General features: G+C 68.6%; 18 protein-coding genes. 9 read left to right on the forward strand and 9 right to left on the reverse strand.

From position 1 onward, the window contains the following. Positions 1-14: 14 nt before the first annotated feature. Positions 15-938 carry a LysR family transcriptional regulator gene (locus WDLP6_RS20650; RefSeq protein ID WP_162593854.1) on the forward strand — a complete coding sequence of 308 codons (924 nt, stop codon included), beginning with the start codon at positions 15-17 and terminating at the stop codon, positions 936-938. An 8-nt stretch (positions 939-946) separates the two neighbouring features. Here WDLP6_RS20650 and WDLP6_RS20655 read toward each other — a convergent pair whose 3' ends face one another. The 7 genes from WDLP6_RS20655 to WDLP6_RS20685 form a co-directional block, all read right to left on the reverse strand. Further along, on the reverse strand, positions 947-2,458 hold the full coding sequence (locus tag WDLP6_RS20655; RefSeq protein WP_162593855.1) for a tripartite tricarboxylate transporter permease: 1,512 nt from the start codon (positions 2,456-2,458) through the stop codon (positions 947-949). A 7-nt stretch (positions 2,459-2,465) separates the two neighbouring features. Then, on the reverse strand, positions 2,466-2,954 hold the full coding sequence (locus WDLP6_RS20660) for a tripartite tricarboxylate transporter TctB family protein (RefSeq protein WP_162593856.1): 489 nt from the start codon (positions 2,952-2,954) through the stop codon (positions 2,466-2,468). A gap of 102 nt (positions 2,955-3,056) precedes the next feature. Continuing rightward, positions 3,057-4,844, reverse strand: coding sequence for a GspE/PulE family protein (locus tag WDLP6_RS20665; RefSeq protein WP_162593857.1), 1,788 nt, complete (start codon positions 4,842-4,844; stop codon positions 3,057-3,059). Positions 4,845-4,846: 2 nt separating this feature from the next. Further along, positions 4,847-5,608 carry a spermidine synthase gene (locus tag WDLP6_RS20670; protein ID WP_162593858.1) on the reverse strand — a complete coding sequence of 254 codons (762 nt, stop codon included), beginning with the start codon at positions 5,606-5,608 and terminating at the stop codon, positions 4,847-4,849. Further along, on the reverse strand, positions 5,608-6,108 hold the full coding sequence (locus WDLP6_RS20675) for a DNA-deoxyinosine glycosylase (protein ID WP_232077167.1): 501 nt from the start codon (positions 6,106-6,108) through the stop codon (positions 5,608-5,610). Before WDLP6_RS20675 ends, WDLP6_RS20670 begins: the two co-directional genes overlap by 1 nt. Before the next feature lie 61 nt (positions 6,109-6,169). Further along, positions 6,170-6,559 (reverse strand): hypothetical protein, encoded by a 390-nt coding sequence (locus tag WDLP6_RS20680; protein ID WP_162593860.1) that lies wholly within the window; start codon positions 6,557-6,559, stop codon positions 6,170-6,172. 124 nt (positions 6,560-6,683) lie between these two features. Further along, positions 6,684-7,544 (reverse strand): TatD family hydrolase, encoded by an 861-nt coding sequence (locus WDLP6_RS20685; RefSeq protein ID WP_162593861.1) that lies wholly within the window; start codon positions 7,542-7,544, stop codon positions 6,684-6,686. 86 nt (positions 7,545-7,630) lie between these two features. On the opposite strand from WDLP6_RS20685, the gene WDLP6_RS20690 reads away from it, so the two are divergent. From WDLP6_RS20690 to WDLP6_RS20720, 7 genes are all read left to right on the forward strand, one after another. Beyond that, on the forward strand, positions 7,631-8,620 hold the full coding sequence (locus WDLP6_RS20690) for a trypsin-like peptidase domain-containing protein (protein WP_162593862.1): 990 nt from the start codon (positions 7,631-7,633) through the stop codon (positions 8,618-8,620). A gap of 34 nt (positions 8,621-8,654) precedes the next feature. Continuing rightward, positions 8,655-9,677 (forward strand): AAA family ATPase, encoded by a 1,023-nt coding sequence (locus WDLP6_RS20695; protein WP_162593863.1) that lies wholly within the window; start codon positions 8,655-8,657, stop codon positions 9,675-9,677. Between the two features lie 111 nt (positions 9,678-9,788). After that, positions 9,789-10,772 (forward strand): DUF58 domain-containing protein, encoded by a 984-nt coding sequence (locus tag WDLP6_RS20700; RefSeq protein WP_162593864.1) that lies wholly within the window; start codon positions 9,789-9,791, stop codon positions 10,770-10,772. Then, positions 10,769-11,809: a VWA domain-containing protein gene (locus WDLP6_RS20705; RefSeq protein ID WP_162569092.1), complete on the forward strand. Its 1,041-nt coding sequence runs from the start codon at positions 10,769-10,771 to the stop codon at positions 11,807-11,809. The genes WDLP6_RS20700 and WDLP6_RS20705 overlap by 4 nt, the downstream gene beginning before the upstream one ends. Before the next feature lie 186 nt (positions 11,810-11,995). After that, positions 11,996-12,403 carry a group III truncated hemoglobin gene (locus tag WDLP6_RS20710; RefSeq protein ID WP_162593865.1) on the forward strand — a complete coding sequence of 136 codons (408 nt, stop codon included), beginning with the start codon at positions 11,996-11,998 and terminating at the stop codon, positions 12,401-12,403. A gap of 30 nt (positions 12,404-12,433) precedes the next feature. Continuing rightward, positions 12,434-12,889, forward strand: a complete 456-nt coding sequence (locus WDLP6_RS20715) for an RrF2 family transcriptional regulator (RefSeq protein ID WP_162569096.1) — start codon at positions 12,434-12,436, stop codon at positions 12,887-12,889. Positions 12,890-12,912: 23 nt separating this feature from the next. Then, positions 12,913-14,367: a nitronate monooxygenase gene (locus WDLP6_RS20720; protein ID WP_162593866.1), complete on the forward strand. Its 1,455-nt coding sequence runs from the start codon at positions 12,913-12,915 to the stop codon at positions 14,365-14,367. Positions 14,368-14,396: 29 nt separating this feature from the next. On the opposite strand, the gene pdxR is transcribed toward WDLP6_RS20720, so the two are convergent. After that, positions 14,397-15,830 carry a MocR-like pyridoxine biosynthesis transcription factor PdxR gene (gene pdxR / locus WDLP6_RS20725; protein ID WP_162593867.1) on the reverse strand — a complete coding sequence of 478 codons (1,434 nt, stop codon included), beginning with the start codon at positions 15,828-15,830 and terminating at the stop codon, positions 14,397-14,399. Between the two features lie 98 nt (positions 15,831-15,928). Between pdxR and WDLP6_RS20730 the strand changes: the two genes are divergently transcribed. Continuing rightward, positions 15,929-16,369: a carboxymuconolactone decarboxylase family protein gene (locus tag WDLP6_RS20730; RefSeq protein WP_162569099.1), complete on the forward strand. Its 441-nt coding sequence runs from the start codon at positions 15,929-15,931 to the stop codon at positions 16,367-16,369. A gap of 11 nt (positions 16,370-16,380) precedes the next feature. Here the strand turns inward: WDLP6_RS20730 and WDLP6_RS20735 are convergent, their stop codons facing one another. After that, complete coding sequence (locus tag WDLP6_RS20735; RefSeq protein ID WP_162593868.1) at positions 16,381-17,724, reverse strand: chloride channel protein; 1,344 nt, start codon at positions 17,722-17,724, stop codon at positions 16,381-16,383. Positions 17,725-17,735: the final 11 nt, after the last annotated feature.

The following is a 17,735-nucleotide window of genomic DNA, read 5'->3' on the forward strand; positions in this document are numbered from 1 at the left end:
TATGAACCATAGTGATGACAAGATCGGCCTCCGAAGAGATCTCGCTGCAGCAGCTCCGGGCCCTGGCAGCGGTCGCCGAGACGGGTAGCTTCACGCTCGCGGCCGAGGCCTTGCAGCTCACGCAGCCCGCGATCAGCCACCTGATCAAGCGCATGGAACACGATCTGGGTCAACCGCTGCTCGTGCGCGGTCGCCGCATCCGCATCACCAACGCGGGCCAGATGATGGTCGACACGGCGGTGCGCACGCTTCGGTTGATCGACGAGTCGGTGCGCACCTGCAGATCGCAGTCCCAACTGCGCGAGGGACGCGTGGTGCTGGCGGTCGGACATCTGACGGCAGCCGCCCTGCTGCCCCCGCTGCTCGGGCGCTTTTCGGTGCGCTTTCCTGCGCTCGCGACCTCGCTGATGGACAGCACGGCCGAGCAGATGATTTCGCGCATCCTCTCGCAGGAGGCCGATCTCGGCTTCGGTTCGGACATCGGCCAGGAGCACTCGGAACTCGCGACGGAGCCGCTTTTCAGCGAGCGCATGGCCGTGTTCGTGCGTGAGGATCATCCCCTGGCCAAGGGAACGGCGATCGATGCCAGGCAGTTGGAGTCGCTGCCCTTCATCCATGTCAATCCGGACGCCAATGTGTGGCGGTCCGTCAGCCGGCAGCTGTCGAGCGTGGTCAAGGTCTCGCGCGGGGTCCACCACGTGTCGATGCTGTCGACGGCATTCGGCCTGATCCAGGCGGGCGCTGGCGTCGCACTGCTGCCGCGCTATGTGGACGTCCTGATGCCCGCCAATCTGCGGGCAGTGGCCGTCACGCGCCCGGTGCTGGAATATCCGGTGGTCGCCGTGCGCCTGGCCAAGCATCCGCTCAGCCCGGCCGCCATGGCCTTTCTGGCCATGGCGAGGCAGCACATTCAGCCGCCGCGCAAGCCGGGCTCGTGACGCCGGATTCAATCCTCGACGAAAGCCTCTTCGCGCTTGGATTTGACCGCAGGCAGCAGCACGATCACCAGCAGCAATACGGCGGCGGCCAGCAGCCCGGCCGAGATCGGCCGCGACACGAACACGCTCCAGTCGCCGCGCGACAGCAGCAGCGCGCGGCGCAGGTTCTCCTCCATCATCGGCCCGAGGATGAAGCCCAGCAGCAGCGGCGCCGGTTCGCAGCCGAGCTTGAAGAACAGGTAGCCGATGAAGCCGAAGGCGCCGACCATCCAGACGTCGAAGGTGTTGTTGTTGGTCGAGTACACGCCGATCGCGCAGAACAGCACGATCGCCGGGAACAGGTACCTGTAGGGCACCGACAGCAGCTTGATCCACATGCCGATCAGCGGCAGGTTCAGGACCACCAGCATCGCATTGCCGATCCACATCGAGGCAATCAAGCCCCAGAACAGCTCGGGGTTGCTGGTCATGACCTGCGGGCCGGGCTGGATGTTGTGGATGGTCATCGCGCCCACCATCAGCGCCATCACCGCGTTGGGCGGAATGCCCAGCGTGAGCAGCGGGATGAAGGAGGTCTGCGCGCCGGCATTGTTGGCCGACTCGGGCGCCGCCACGCCGCGGATGTTGCCCTTGCCGAAGGGCACTTCGCCGGGGTGCAGCTTGGTCTTCTTCTCGATCGTGTAGGCCGCGAAGGCCGACAGCAAGGCGCCGCCGCCGGGCAGGATGCCGAGCGAACAACCCAGCGCCGTGCCGCGCAGGACCGCGGGCAGCATGCGCTTGAAGTCCTCCTTGGTCGGGAACAGGCCCGAGACCTTGGCGGTGAAGACCTCGCGCTCGTCGTCGGGCCGCGACAGGTTGGCGATGATCTCGCCATAGCCGAACACGCCCATCGCGATCGCGACGAAGCCGATGCCGTCGGTCAGCTCCGGGATGTCGAAGCTGTAGCGCGCGACGCCAGAGTTGACGTCGGTGCCGACCAGGCCGAGCAGGAGACCCAGCACGATCATGCCGATGGCCTTGAGCAGCGAGCCCGAGGCCAGCACCACGGCGCCGATCAGGCCGAGGATCATCAACGAGAAGTACTCGGCCGGCCCGAACTTGAAGGCCAACTCGGTCAGCGGCGGCGCGAAGGCCGCCAGGATCAAGGTGCCCACGCAACCGGCGAAGAACGACCCCAGGCCGGCGGCGGCCAGTGCAGGTCCGGCACGCCCTCTTCGGGCCATCTGGTAGCCGTCGATCACCGTCACGACCGAGGACGACTCGCCGGGCAGGTTGACCAGGATGGCGGTGGTGGAGCCGCCGTACTGCGCGCCGTAGTAGATGCCCGCGAGCATGATCAGCGCCGACACCGGCGGCAGCGCGTAGGTGGCCGGCAGCAGCATCGCGATGGTGGCCACCGGGCCGATGCCCGGCAGCACGCCGATCAGCGTGCCCAGGATGCAGCCGATCAGGCAGTACAGCAGGTTGGTGAAGGTGAAGGCGACACCGAAACCGATGGAGAGGTTGTTGATCAGGTCCATTTTTTTCTCAGCCCGTGATGAAGGTCGGCCAGACCTGGATCTGCAGCTTGAGGGCCCAGATGAACGCGACGTAGCTGCCGACCGCCAGCACGGTGGCCAGGATCAGCACCTTGCGAAGATTGAACTCGCTGCCTGCGAGGCTCGCGATGATGACCAACGCGTAGATCGCGAGGATCATCCCCATGGCCGGCAGGCCGATGCTCGGCAATCCGCCGAGCAGCACGCCGAACGCGAGGTTGGCGCCGAGGATGAAGACGACCTGCTTCCAGGCCCATTTGCCGATCTTGTCGCCGTCGGTGGTTTCGACGGCGAGGCCGGCGAACATGATGCCGAGGCCGATCAGCGCCATCACGACGCCCAGCATGAGCGGGAAATAGCCGGGGCCCATGCGCGCGCCGTTGCCAACGGTGTAGGTGGTGGCGCCCCACGCGAACCCGATGCCGACGACGGCGAACATCAGCCCGGCGAAGAAGTCCTTCTGACTCTTTATTCTCACGAACAGTCTCCACGAAAAAATCGATCGGGCGATTGTGGAGTCAGGTGAGAGTCAGATTGATGTGGGTTCCACCTACCGAAGATTCAGGGTATTCCCGCAGCGTCAGGACTCGAGCGGCGGCGTCGCGCTCAACACTTCCTCGATGGTCGTGACGCCCTCGGCCACGCGCAGCGCGCCGGCCAGGCGCAGCGGGCGCATGCCGTCGAGCACGGCCCGCTTGCGCAGACCGGCCAGGTTCGGTTCCTTGTTGACCAGCGCCTTGAAGTCCTCGCCGATCGTCAGCAGCTCGTAGAGCCCCATGCGGCCCATGTAGCCGGTCATGCGGCAATCGACGCAGCCGACCGGCTTGTACGCGCGCACCGAACCGCTGATCTGCCACGGCTTCACGAACTCCGCGAGCTTCTCGCGCGTGATCGACGCATCGGGCTGCTTGCAATGCGTGCACAGCGTGCGCACCAGGCGCTGCGCCAGCACGCCGAGCATCGTGGCGTTGACGAGGTAGGAAGGCACGCCCAGCTCCATCAGGCGCGTGATCGCGCTGGGCGCATCGTTGGTGTGCAGCGTGCTGAAAACGAGGTGGCCGGTGAGCGCGGCCTGCACCGCCATCTCGGCGGTGGCGATGTCGCGGATCTCGCCGACCATGATGATGTCCGGGTCCTGCCGCATCAGCGCACGCAGTCCCTCGGTGAAGCCGAAGTCGAGCTGCGGCTGCACCTGCGTCTGGTTGAAGGAGGGCTCGATCATCTCGATCGGGTCCTCGACCGTGCTCACGTTCACCTCTTCGGTCGCGACGCGCTTGAGCGTGGAATAGAGGGTGGTGGTCTTGCCCGAGCCGGTCGGCCCGGTCACCAGGATGATGCCGTGCGGCCGCGTCACCAGATGCTCCCAGCGCTCTGCATCGTGCTGAGCGAAGCCGAGCGCATCGAGGTCCTTGACGGCGGTGTCGGGATCGAAGATCCGCATCACCATCTTCTCGCCGAAGGCCGTCGGCAAGGTCGACAGGCGCATCTCGACCTCGTCGCCGCGGATGTTGCGGGTCTTGATGCGGCCGTCCAGCGGCCGGCGCTTCTCGACCACATCCATGCGGCCGAGCAGCTTGATGCGCGAGACCATCGCATTCATCACGCCCATCGGCATCTGGTAGGCGGGATGCAGCACGCCGTCGATGCGAAAGCGGATCACGCCCTGCTCGCGCCGCGGCTCGAGATGGATGTCGCTGGCGCGCTGGTCGAAGGCGTATTGCCAGAGCCAGTCGACCACCTGCACCACGCTCTGGTCGTTGGCATCGAGCTGCTTGTTGCTCTTGCCGAGCTCGACCAACTGCTCGAAGCTGGCGCCACCCGTATTGCTGCCGGCCTTCTGCGCCGCCCGCACCGACTTGGCCAGCGCGAAGAACTCCGCCGTGTAGCGCTGGATGTCGACCGGGTTGGCGACCACGCGCCGCACGGTGCGCCGCGACTGGCGCTCGACCTCCGACACCCAGTCGGTGAGAAAGGGCTCGGCCGTGGCCACCACCACCTCGCTGGACGTGACCTGCACCGGCAGCACCTTGTGGCGCTCGGCATAGGCCGCGCTCATCGTGTCGGCCACCTTGCCGACATCGACCCTGAGCGGATCGATGCGCAGGTACTTCAGGCCGGCGCGCCCGGCCAGCCACTCGCTGAGCATCTCCAGGTCGAGCGGCTTGCCGTCGCTCTCGCGCGTCATCGCGACATTGGCAAGGCGCAGCAGCGGCCCCTGCCGGCTCTCGGCCTGCGCGCAGCGCGCGAGCGTGCGCTTGGCCTCGACCGGCGAGATCACGCCGTCCTTGGCGAGCCACTCGATCACGCGCCGCAGATCGAGCGGGCCTTCGTGGCGGGAGGAAGCTGCAGGGGAAGAAACGGCACTCATGGTCAGGTCAGCGTCTTGAAGACCCGCAGCCATTTCGGCGCAGGCAGGCCCCATCGAGTCTGGATGCTTTGGGCGCGCTCGGCAAGCTCGGGCCGCTTCGGGCGGGTCGCAGTGCGCTGCGCCAGCACCACGGTATTGCCTTCGCGCGTGGGCCGGAAGGCCCAGAGCGCATCGCGGCCGAAGGCGGCCGCGATCTTGTCGAGGCTGCGCTCGTAGCTCGACGAACGGCCGAACAGGTTGACCGTCATGCAGCCGTCCTCGGACAGCAAGGCGCGGCAGTCGGCATAGAAGGCTTCGCTGTCGAGCACCGGCGCGGCGGCCTCGTGGTCGTACAGATCGACCTGGAGCGCATCGACCGTGCCGAGCCAGCGCGGCTGCCGGATCTCGGTGGCCGCATCGGCGATCACGACCTCCAGCCTGGCGTCATCCGCCGGCAGCTTGAACCAGCCGCGGCAGGCGGCCACTACCTGCGGATTCAATTCGATCGCGGTGGTGCGCATGCGCAGCGTCTTGCGGCTGAACTTGGTCAGGCTCGCGGCACCCAGGCCGAGCTGCATCGCATGGCGGTGCGCCACGCTGCCGGGCTCCACGAACAGCAGCCAGGCCATCATGCGCTGCACGTACTCGAGCTCGATCTCGAAGGGCGCGTCGAGCTTCATCGAGCCCTGCACCCACTCGGTGCCGAGGTGCAGGTAGCGCACGTCGCCCCAGTCGGAGAAATTGACTTCCGGCAGCGCAGCCGTCGCGGCCTTTCGGACTGCCATCAGACCAGCCCGTGCTGGTGGAACACGCCCTGCCAGGTCTCGCGCTTGCGCTCGAAACTCCACGACGCATTGGCCGCGCTCGACGAAGGCAGCCGGTAGACCGGCACGCCGAGGCCTTGGGTGTGGCGCGCATGCTTGAAGCTCTCGGCGCCGTTGTGCGCGATCGCGGCCAGCCGGGGCAGATGGAGGCCGGCGATGTCGTTCGCCACCGGGTTGCGGATGGCCGAATCGAGGCTGCCTTCCCGTTCGCATGCGGCATACACGTCCCAGAGGCCCAGGCCGCGCGCGAGCAGCCATGCGCCGCGTGCCGGGTAGTTGTCTGCGCCCGCGGGGAGCGGGCTGTCGGGCCAGATGGCTTGCAAGATCTTCCAGAAGTGGTTCTGCGGGTGGGCATAGTACTGCTGCTCGGCCAGCGACCGGCCGCCGGGAAAGCTGCCGAGCACCAGCACCCGTGTGTCCCGCGAGACCAGCGGCGCGAGGCCCGCGAGCCGCGGCGTCATGAACGCACGCGCACGAAAAAAACCCGCCGAAGCGGGTTTGCGATCAGGCCGGCCAAGGGACTCAGGGCTTCTTGGCGGCTTCGTTCTGGGGCGTGCCGGGGATCTTCTCGCCGATCTTGTCGCCGACCTCGCGGGTCTTGTCGGCGGCCTTGGTGCCGGCATTGCTCACGGCATGGCCGGTGGCATCGGCCGCGTGCTCCGTGGCGCCGACGGCCTTCTTGGCGCCATGCTTGGTCGCGTGGTAGGCCTTCTTCGTGGTCCGCTTGGTGGCGTTGTAGGCCTTCTTGGTGCCGCTCTTGGTGGCGTCCCATGCTTCCTTGCCGGTGTTCTCCACCTTGTCGACGGTGCTGGGCGCAGTCGACGGCTGTGTTTGCGCCACGGCCGAGAAGCCGATGGACGCCAGGGCCACGGCAAGAGCGGCGGGCACGAGGCGGATGAGGGATTTGTTCATGAGGAAAGCTCCTTGGATGGATGGAGTGACTGAGTTGCCACTGGGATGCAACGATTGCTCAGGCGTTAAGGATGACACCAAAAATCCGTTGCCGACCCACGAAGCGGCAAGACGGGCGCTTGACCTACGCATGCTGTGGGTCGCCGACCGACACGCCGATCAGCGAAGACAGACGCGGCAATGCCGCCACCGCATTGCGCGTGGTGGCCTCGGCCAGCGCCGCGATCCCGATGCCGCGCAGGCCGGCGACCACCTCGGCGATGCGCGGCAGCTCGCCCGGCTCGTTGCGGCCCTGCGCTGCGCCTGCCGCGCGCTGCGCCTGCGCGCGATAGAGCCATTGCGGCTGGATATCGGGCGAATCGGTTTCCATCACCAGGGCATCGAGCGGCAGCGCCGTCGCCAGCCGGCGCAACTGCAAGGCGCGCTCGAAGGTCACCGCGCCGCCGAAGCCGAGCTTGAGCCCGAGCCCGATGCAGGCCCGCGCCTGCTGTTCGCTGCCATTGAAGGCATGCGCGATGCCATGCCATGCCTGTCCCGGTGCGGCCTGGCGCAAGTGCTTGAGCACCTGGTCCACCGAGCGCCTGACATGGATGATCACCGGCAGCGCGTGCCTGCGGGCGAGTTGCAACTGGGTGTGAAAGAAATGCGCCTGCCGCTCAGGGTCCAGGCCGTCGACGAAGAAGTCGAGTCCGATCTCGCCCACCGCGACCAGGCGCGGGTCGTCGTGCCGTGCGGCAAGTTCGGCATCGAGCCGCGCAAGATCCTCCTCCGAGGCCCGGCCGGTGCACATCGGATGGATGCCGAGCGCATACGCGTCGCCCTGGCCGTGTGCGAGCTCGCGCACCGCCGCGAAATTGGAAACAGCCACCGCGGGAATGACACAGAGCGTCACACCCCGGGCCGCCGCGCGTGCCCGGATGGCGGGCATCTCGGCACCGAATTCGGGTGCGTCGAGGTGGCAGTGGGTATCGACGAAAGCGGCCATCGCGCGATGATGCCCGAACGCATGCACGACCGCGCAAAGCGTGCTACCGTGCCTCTTCCAAGCGTCGTTTTTGCCGGAGGTGCCCGATGCGCAGGCCTGCTTTCTACAGCCGCTCGACCCGCGCGCCACAGGATGCGGCGGCGCCCGGAATGCCCGACGGTTCCGATGCCGCCGAGCCGCAAGCACCGGGCGCGCCGATGCCGCCGCCCGTGTCGCGCTGGCAGCCGGGCCGCCGCAGCTTCTGGGTGCTGCTCGCGTTGTGCATCGGCCTGGGCGGCAGCGGCGCCGCGCTGTGGTGGCCTCAGCGTGCGCACCAGTTCACGCAGAAGGACATCGACGCGGCAGTGCTTCATACGCTGCAGACCAACACCTTGCCCTCGCCGGCCGCCAAGGCCGCGGACATCATCCGGCCGTCGGTGGTGCGCGTGGTGAGCTACGGCACCGAGAAGACCACGCCCGAAGCCAGGACCGAGAAGCGCGGCCGCAACCTGGCCAAGGGTCGCCCGGCCGACGCCACCGCGGCGCCCGGGCAGCAGGTGGAGCGCGGCGTCGGCACCGGCGTGGTGATCGTCGACAAGGGTGTGATCCTCACCAACCTGCACGTGGTCGCCGGCGCCGAGACCATCAAGGTCACCTTCTTCGACGGCCTCGAGTCGCCCGCCACCATCACCGGCACACAGCCCGAGAACGACCTCGCCGTGCTGCAGGCGCAGAAGCTGCCGGACGACCTGATCCCGGCCACCATGCGCTCGACCGCCGACCTGCGGCCGGGCGATCAGGTCGCGGCCGTCGGCTTTCCGTTCGGCATCGGCCCGTCGGTATCGGCCGGCGTGGTGTCGGGCCTCAACCGCTCGTTCCGCTCGCCCGAGGGCAAGCAGGAACTGGGCAACCTGATCCAGTTCGATGCCGCCGCCAATCCGGGCAATTCGGGCGGCCCGCTGATCAACATGGACGGCGAGGTGGTGGGCATCGTCACCGCCATCCTCAACCCGACCCAGCAACGCACCTTCATCGGCATCGGCTTCGCGATGCCGATCGAGAACGCCGCCTCCGCCATCGGCTCGCCGCCTTTCTGATCCCTTCCCCCGATCATTCTCCGAAAGCACACGCATGAGCACAGAGACCGAATCGAGCGCCGACGCGAGCGCGAGCGCCACCGCCGAACTGATGGAGCAGATCCTCTACCAGGTCAAGCGCATCGTGGTCGGCCAGGACCGTTTTCTCGAACGCGTGATGGTCGCAATGCTGGCCGGCGGACACCTGCTGGTCGAAGGCGTGCCGGGCCTTGCCAAGACGCTCACCGTGCGCACGCTGGCCGACACCGTGCGCGGCCAGTTCAAGCGCATCCAGTTCACGCCCGACCTGGTGCCGGCCGACCTCGTGGGCACGCGCATCTACAACCAGAAGACCGGCGATTTCAGCACCTCGCTCGGCCCGGTCTTCGCCAACCTGCTGCTGGCCGACGAAATCAACCGCGCACCCGCCAAGGTGCAGAGCGCGCTGCTCGAGGTGATGCAGGAGCGGCAGGTCACCATCGCAGGCGTCTCGCACCCGGTGCCGCGGCCCTTCCTCGTGATGGCGACGCAGAACCCGATCGAGACCGAAGGCACCTACCCGCTGCCCGAGGCCCAGGTCGACCGCTTCATGATGAAGGTGCTGGTCGACTATCCCACCGACGAGGAAGAGTTCGTGATCGTCGAGCGCGTGATCGGTCCGCCGGTCGCGGCGGTGCCGGTCGCCACCACCGACCAGCTCGCGCTGCTGCAGGCCGAGGCGCGGCGCATCTATGTCGATCCCTCGCTGATCCAGTACGCGGTCCGGCTGGTGTCTGCCACGCGCACGCCCGACAAGCACGGGCTCAAGGACATGAAGCGCTTCATCACCTTCGGCGCCAGCCCGCGCGCCAGCATTCACCTGACCGAGGGCGCGCGAGCGCTCGCGCTGCTGCGCGGCCGCAGCTACGCGCTGCCCGAGGACATGAGCGCACTGGTGCCCGACGTGCTGCGCCATCGCGTGACGCTGTCCTACGAAGGCCTGTCCGAAGGCCTCACGCCGGACGCCCTCATCGATCGGATCATGCGGGCCGTGCCTGCGCCCGCGAAACCTCTCGAACATGAAAAGCTGGTGGCCTGAAATGAGCACACCCCCAGGCTGCGCGCACTTCGTGTCGCTCCGCCAACCCCCTTGCAAGGGGCAACACCTGCGGCCCGGCGAAGCCGGATCCGCGGTGTTTCTGGAATCTGTATGAAACGCTGGTGGCGCAAGACGGCTGCGGCCGCCAATGACGAACAGCTTGCCGCCGCGGCGAGCGGCGTCGAGCGTGCGCTGCGCCGCCTTGAATGGACCGTGATCCGCCGGCTCGACGGCCTGCTGCAGGGCGACTACCGCACGCTGATGCGCGGCACCGGGCTCGACCTGGCCGACCTGCGCGAGTACCAGCACCACGACGACGTGCGCCACATCGACTGGAACGTCACCGCGCGGCTGCAGGTGCCGCACGTGCGCGTGTTCACCGAAGACCGCGAGATGGCCGCCTGGTTCGTGCTCGACCTGAGCCGCTCGGTCGACTTCGGCTCGGGCGCGCGCGCCAAGCGCGAGATCTCGGCCGGCTTCGTTGGCGTGCTCGCGCGGCTGCTCACGCGGCACGGCAACCGCGTCGGCGCGCTGGTCTACGGCAACGACGTCGAAGCCGTGATCCCGCCGCGCTGCGGCCGCCGGCATGTGCTGCACCTGCTGCATGCGATGGAACGCCGCGCCGCCAAGGTCGTGCCCGACCCGAAGGGCATGACGCGGCTGGCCGACCTGCTGAAGTCGGCCGCCGTGCTGATGCCGCGCCGCTCGACCGTGTTCGTGGTGTCCGACTTCCTGAGCCAGCCCGGCTGGGAACGGCCGCTCGGGCAGCTGGCGCAGCGCCATGAAGTGGTCGCGGTGCGCCTCTTCGATCCGCTCGAACTCGCATTGCCCGACCTCGGCCTGGTGCCGCTGCGCGATGCCGAGACCGGCGAACAGCTCTGGGTCGACACGCATGACGCGGGCTTTCGCAAGCGCTTCGCGCGCATCGCGGTCGAGCGCGAGAACACCCTGCGCGAATCGCTGGCGAAGATCGGCGTCGACACGCTCGAACTCTCGACCCACGACGACCTGGTCGAAGCCATCGTGCGCTTTGCCGACATGCGCAAGCGCCGCCTGCGCGCCGGGTCGCCGAATCCGAAGGCGGTGGCAGCATGAACTTCCTCTGGCCCCAGTTCCTCTGGCTCCTGCTCGCGACACCCCTGCTGGTGCTGCTCTACCTGTGGCTGCTGCGGCGCAAGAAGAAGCTCGCGCTGCGCTATGCGAGTCTCTCGATCGTGCGCGAGGCAATGGGCGCCGGCCAGACCATTCGCCGGCACATTCCGCCCTTTCTGTTCCTGCTGGCCATCATCGCGCTGCTGATCGCCGCCGCACGGCCGATGGCCGAAGTGGTGCTGCCCTCGAACCAGCAGACCATCATCCTTGCGATGGACGTCTCCGGCAGCATGCGCGCGGCCGACGTGCAGCCCAATCGCCTGGTGGCCGCGCAGGAAGCGGCCAAGAGCTTCCTGAAGGAACTGCCGCGCAGCGTGAGGGTCGGCATCGTCGCCTTCGCCGGCAGCGCACAGGTCGCGCAATTGCCGACGACCAACCGCGACGACCTGGTGACGGCGATCGATTCCTTCCAGCTGCAGCGCGCGACCGCCACCGGCGACGCGATCGTGATCTCGCTGGCCACGCTGTTCCCGAATGCGGGCATCGACATCTCCGACTTCGGGCCGCGATCGCGCCAGCGCGGCGAATCGCTCGATCGCGCGGGCAAGGGCCCCGACAAGGAGTTCACGCCGGTCGCGCCCGGCTCGTACACCTCGGCCGCGATCATCATGCTGACCGACGGCCAGCGCACCACCGGCGTCGACCCGCTCGATGCAGCCAAGGCGGCGGCCGACCGCGGCATTCGCATCTACACCGTGGGCATCGGCACGGTCGATGGCGAAACCATCGGCTTCGAGGGCTGGTCGATGCGCGTGCGGCTCGACGAAGACACGCTCAAGGCCATCGCCAACAAGACCTCGGCCGAATACTTCTATGCCGGCACCGCGACCGATCTCAAGAAGGTCTACACCAGCCTGAGTTCGCGCCTCACGGTCGAGAAGAAGGAGACCGAGATCTCGGCGCTGTTCGCGCTCGGTGCCGCGGTGTTGGCACTTCTCTCTGCAGGCCTCTCCCTGCTCTGGTTCAATCGGATCTTGTAGCTCGCCCCCAGGCTGCGCGCACTGCGTGTCGCTTCGCCAACCTCCTGCCGGGGGCAACACCGGCGGACCGGCTGAGCCGGATCCGCGGTGTTTCTGGAATCAAGCCCGCGTGTTCACCGGTGGGGCGGCGCTCATCAAAAGATCTATTTATAATCGCTCTTCTCGCAATCATCAACGGAGAACGACTTGGCCCGCACGGATCTTTGCAGCGACGATGAAGTGAGGGCGCTGGTGCATGCCTTCTATGCCAAGGTCCGGCGCGATGCGATGCTGGGGCCGATCTTCGAGAGCCACGTGCACGATTGGGACAGCCATCTGTCCCGGCTGACGGATTTCTGGTCGGCGGTGCTGCGCGGCACCGGGCGCTTCACCGGCGCGCCGATGCCGCGGCACGTGGCATTGCCGGGGCTGAATGCCGAGCTGTTCCAGCGCTGGCTGGCACTGTTCCACGAGACCACCGCGGCCCATCCCAACCAGGCGATGGGCCAGTACGCCGATGCGATGGCCGAGCGGATCGCCCAGAGCCTCTGGTACGGCTACCAGATCAGCCGCCGGCCGGACGAACTGCCCTCGGCGCTCGCCCCTCATGGCTGACGCGGCGCAGCGGCTCGCAAGGAGACGGCGATGCGCCTGACCACGATGACCGACTACGCGGTGCGCCTGCTGATGTACGTGGCGCAGCGCCCGGACCGGCTGTGCACCATCGCCGAGATTGCCGAGGCCCATGCGGTGTCGGAAGCGCACCTCATGAAGATCACGCACCAGCTCGGCCTGCAAGGCTGGATCGAGACGGTGCGCGGCAAGGGCGGCGGGATGCGCCTGGCCCATGCGCCGGAGGACATCAACCTGGGCGCGGTGGTGCGCGGCATCGAGCCCGACTTCCAACTGGTCGAATGCTTCGGCGCCGGCAATGCCTGCACGCTCACCGGCCATTGCCGCCTGACCGGCGTGTTGCGCGGCGCGCTGGAAGGCTTCCTCGCGCACCTCGACGGCGTCACGCTCGCCGACGTGCTGCCTGCGCCCGACCCGGGCATGCATCCGATGCGCCGCATCGCGCTGAAGAGCGCACGCCTTTCCTAGAACCACCCCATCGCTCGCCCGCCATGACCCCTGCTGCCCTGCATACGCCGCTGGTCCAGATCCTCGATTGCGAATGGCCGATCCTCTGCGCGGGCATGGGCGGCGTCGCGCGCCACCGGCTCGCCGCGGCGGTGAGCAACGCGGGCGGCTTCGGCTGCCTGGGCATGGTGCGCGAACCGCCCGAGCGCGTGCGCGCCGAGATCGAGGCCTACCGGCGTCTCAGCGACCGCGCTTTCGCCGTCAACCTGATCCCGGCCGCCACCGAGCGCGGCCTGCTCGACGCGCAGGTCGAGGTCTGCCTCGCGCTGTCGGTGCCGGTGATCGCGCTGTTCTGGGACGTCGATGCGGACCTCGTCCGGCGCCTGAAGGCGCAGGGCGTGCGCGTGATCCATCAGGTCGGATCGGCGGCCGACGCCGAAGCGGCGTTGCGCGCCGGCGCCGACGTGCTGATCGCCCAGGGCGTGGAAGCGGGCGGCCATGTGCGCGGACAGATCTCGACCTTCGCGCTGCTGCCCGAGATCGTCGCGCTGAGTCCGGTGCCGGTGGTGGCATCGGGCGGCATCGCCAGCGGCGAGGCGCTGGTCGCCGCGCTGGCGCTGGGCGCGCAGGGCATCAGCTGCGGCTCGGTCTTTCTCGCCACGCACGAGGCCAACGCGCATGCGCATCACAAGCAGCGGCTCGTCGAATCCGGCGCGGCCGACACGCTGCTGACCGAGAAGTTCTTCCGCAACTGGCCGATGCCCGCACCGGTGCGGGTGCTGCGCAATGCGGTGACCGAGGGCCGCCACGATGCCTTGTACGCGCAGCGGGCCACGCCGGTGATCGGCGCCCAGGACGGCGCGCCGGTCCATCTGTTCTCGACCGATTCGCCGCTGGAGGATGCGACCGGCGACATCGACGACATGGCGATCTATGCCGGCCAGTCGTGCGGGCAGATCCATGATCTGTGCAGCGCCGGCGACCGGCTGCGCCAGCTCGTGGCACAGGCCGAGGCCTGCCTCGACCGGCTGGAAGCCAGGGCCACCGCGCCGCGTCCCGTCGAAGCGCCTGCGGCCACCCCTGCACCCGTGGCCTCGGCGGGGCAGGCGGCGCTGGTGGCCGTGCTCCAGGAACTGCTCGCGGCCGAGCGCGCGGGCGCCCGGGTGGCCGCATCCAGCCTGAGCCAGACCCGCGACGCCGCGGCACGCCGGCTGCTGGAGCAGGTCCGCCACGGCGAGGCCGACAGCTGCCGCCGGCTGACGGCCTGCCTCGCGCACCTCGGCATCGAGCCGACGCGGGAGATCGGCGCCTTCCATGACAAGGCCATGGCCATCGCGAACCTGGACGAACGCCTGGCCTTCGTCGACCGCGGGCAGCGCTGGGTCATCCGGCGCATCGAGGCGCAGCTGCCGCTCTGCGACGATGCCTTCGTCAAGGCGGAGCTGGACGAGATCCTGAAGACCCACGTGACCAACAGCGCGGCCATGCAGCGCAGCTGAGATCCATCCGGATCGCGGGGCCCGCGCGTTCAATTCATCTGCAGCAGGATGTCGCGCACACGGTCCAGCGACGGATCGATGTCCGCGCGCTCGATCGCGCCGTAGCCCACCATCAGGCCCTGCCGTGCAGGGCCGAAATGATGGAAGCCCTCGAGCGTGTAGAGCCCGACGTCGACCCGCCGCGCCAGCCGCACCAGCATGTCCATGTCGATCGGCCGCCGGCACAGCGCGGTCATGTGGATGCCCGCGGTGGCCGGCACGCGCTCGAACCATGGCGACAGGTCGCCGTCGAAGCGGTGCATCAGCCGTTCGCGCCGCTCGGCGTAGGCCGCGTGGCAGCGCCGGATGTGCTTTTGCAGATGGCCGTCGACGATGAACTTGGCCAGCGCCCACTGTGCCGGCGTGGAGGTGTGCCAATCGCTCAGGTGCTTGGCGATGCACACCGCCTGCAGGATGGCCGGCGGCGCGATCAGATAGCCCATGCGCAGCTCGGGCGACATCGTCTTCGAGAAGGTGCCGACGAAGGCCACGATGCCATCGCGGTCCATGCTCTGCAGCGAATCGGCGGGGCGGCCCTCGTAGCGGAACTCGCTGTCGTAGTCGTCCTCGACGACGATCGCGCCAAGCGCCTGCGCGCGCGCCAGCAGCGCTTCGCGGCGGCGCACGCTCATCGGCATGCCGAGCGGGAACTGGTGCGCCGGCGTCACGTAGATCAGCCGCGTGCCGTCGGGGATGCACGCGACCTGCAGCCCTTCGGCATCGACCGGCACGCCGACCACCTGCGCGCCCTGCGCCGCGAACAGCTGCCGTGCCGGCGGATAACCGGGCTCTTCGACCGCGACCATGCAACCCGGCTCGACCAGCACGCGCGCCACCAGGTCGAGCGCCTGCTGCGCGCCGTTGGTCACGATGAGGTCGTCGATGCCGCAGCGCACGCCCCTTGAAAACGCGGCATGCCGCGCGATCGCCGCGCGCAGTTCGGGCAAGCCTTCCACCGGCCCGTAGAGGCCGCGCGAGCGCGCACCCTGGCGCAGCGCATGCAGCACGCAGCGGCGCCATTCGTCGTGCGGGAACAGGCTGCGTGCCGGTGCGCCGCCGATGTATTCGTAGCGCGAGTGGCCGGCCGGCGCGGAATGGCGCAGCGGCGTGTCCATGCGGATCCAGCGCTCGATGGCAGAAGCGCCGGCGAAGCGTGCGGCGGCAGCCGGCGGCGCCTTGGGCTTGATCGCATCCGCGACGAAGGTGCCGCTGCCGACGCGGCCGACCAGCAGTTGGTCGAAGCCGAGCCGCGCGTAGGCTTGCGCCACTGTCTTGCGCGAAAGGCCGAGCTGCTCGGCCAGCAGCCGCGAGGGCGGCAGCTTCTCGCCCGCGACCAGGCGCCCGGCGCGGATCGCGTCCTTCAGCTGTCGGTAGAGCTGCCCGGTCAGATCCCGGTCACCCTCGATGACGACGTGCAACTCCATGCGATTGGCCTCCTGCAAATGCCCCGGATTGGCTGCCGCCGGACGGGCCGCTGCTTTCTAACATCGATCCATCGTCATCCACGACCCAGGAGCCCGCCATGGAACAACGACTCGATTTCTACAAGGCCTCGCCCGACGCCCTCAAGGCACTGATCGCGCTGGAGGTCGCCATCGGCAAGCTCGGCCTCGAGCCGGCCCTTCTCGACCTCGTCAAGCTGCGCGCCTCGCAGATCAACGGCTGCGCCTTCTGCGTCGACATGCACAGCAGCGACCTGCGCAAGAAGGGCGAGACCGAACGCCGCCTCTACGCCGTGCCGGTGTGGCGCGAGACGCCCTTCTTCACGCCGCGCGAACGCGCCGCGCTCGGCTGGACCGAGGCCATCACCCGCATCGGCGAAACGCATGCGCCCGATGCGGACTACGAAGCGCTCAGCGCTCAGTTCAGCGAAAGCGAACGGGTCAACCTGACGCTGGCGATCGGCGTGATCAACAGCTGGAACCGCCTGTCGATCGGCTTTCGCAAGGCACTCGCAGCCTGAAGCCGCGCCGCTCAGCGCGGCCCTTCGATCGGGTTCCCGTAGAGCGGCTTGACGCCGAACTGCGTGCTGATCGCATAGGCGACGCCGCAGGCCAGCATGACCGGCACCGTGAGCTGGAACTGGTTGGTCATCTCCAGCACCATCACGATCGCCATCAGCGGCGCATGCGTCACCGCGCTCAGCACCGCCGCCATGCCCAGCACCGCGAGCACGCGCGGGTCGCCCACCCAGGCTGCGGGCAGCCACAGCGAGGCGACCTGCGCGATCACGCTGCCGGCCGTCGCGCCGACGAAGAGCGACGGCGTGAACACGCCGCCGATCGCGCCGCTGCCCGAGCTCAGCGCCGTCGCCGCCACCTTGGTCAGCAGCACCAGCGCGAGCCACTGCCAGGCCTGGCCGCCCTGCAGCACGTCGGAGACCACGCTGTAGCCATTGCCCCAGACCTGCGGCACGCCGGCCGACAACAGCCCGACCAGCACGCCACCCAGGCCCAGCCGCAGCGGCAGCGAGCCGATGTGGGAGAACCAGCTCTTGCTTTTCTCGAGCAGCGTCAGCAGCCCCCATCCGAGGCCGCCGAACACGATGCCGGCCAGCAGCGCGATGCCCAGGCTGGTCGGCGCCATGACCACCGAAGGCATCGCGTAGAGCGGCTTCGGTTCCACCAGCCAGTAGATCAGCGAACTCGCCGTCGCCGAGGCGATCAGCACCGGCGCCACCGTGTGGCGGGCGAAGAAGCCGAGCGCCAGTTCCAGCACGAACACCACGCCCGCCACCGGCGCGTGGTAGGCCGATCCGATGCCGGCCGCGATGCCGCAGACCATGATCGCGTTGCGCTGCTCGGGATCGATCGCCACCACGCGGGCCAGCCGCGCACCGAGCCAGGCCGCCAGCTGCACCATCGGCCCTTCGCGACCGATCGAGGCGCCGGTGCCGACCGAGATCAACGCCGACAGCGTGCGCGTCAGCGTCGTGCGGTCGTTCAGGTCGACGCGGCCGGCGCGCGCTGCGTCGATGTAGTCGAGATTGCGGTTGCCGCGCTTGCCGCGCGCCGCCCAGAGGCCGCCCACGTGCAGCGCCAGCCCGGCCAGCAGGCCGCCGACCGCGCAGACCAGCGCGCGATGCCAGGGCGGCAGCGAGAGCGCCGCCTCCACCAGTCCGCCGGTGTGGCCGGTCGCGAGCCGCTCGACCTGCTGCGTCAGCCACCGAAAGCCCATGGTCGCCGCGGCGGCCAGCGCGCCGGCAACGGCGGCCCAGATCCAGAGCCGGACGGTGCGCGCGGTGGGCGCGAGAACGTGGAATCGGGTGCGCCCGATCGCGGCTTGACGGGGCGGTTCGGGGGGATTGATGGAAGACATCGCGACGGGCC

The sequence above is a fragment of the Variovorax sp. PBL-E5 genome (assembly GCF_901827185.1).
GTDB lineage: Bacteria > Pseudomonadota > Gammaproteobacteria > Burkholderiales > Burkholderiaceae_C > Variovorax.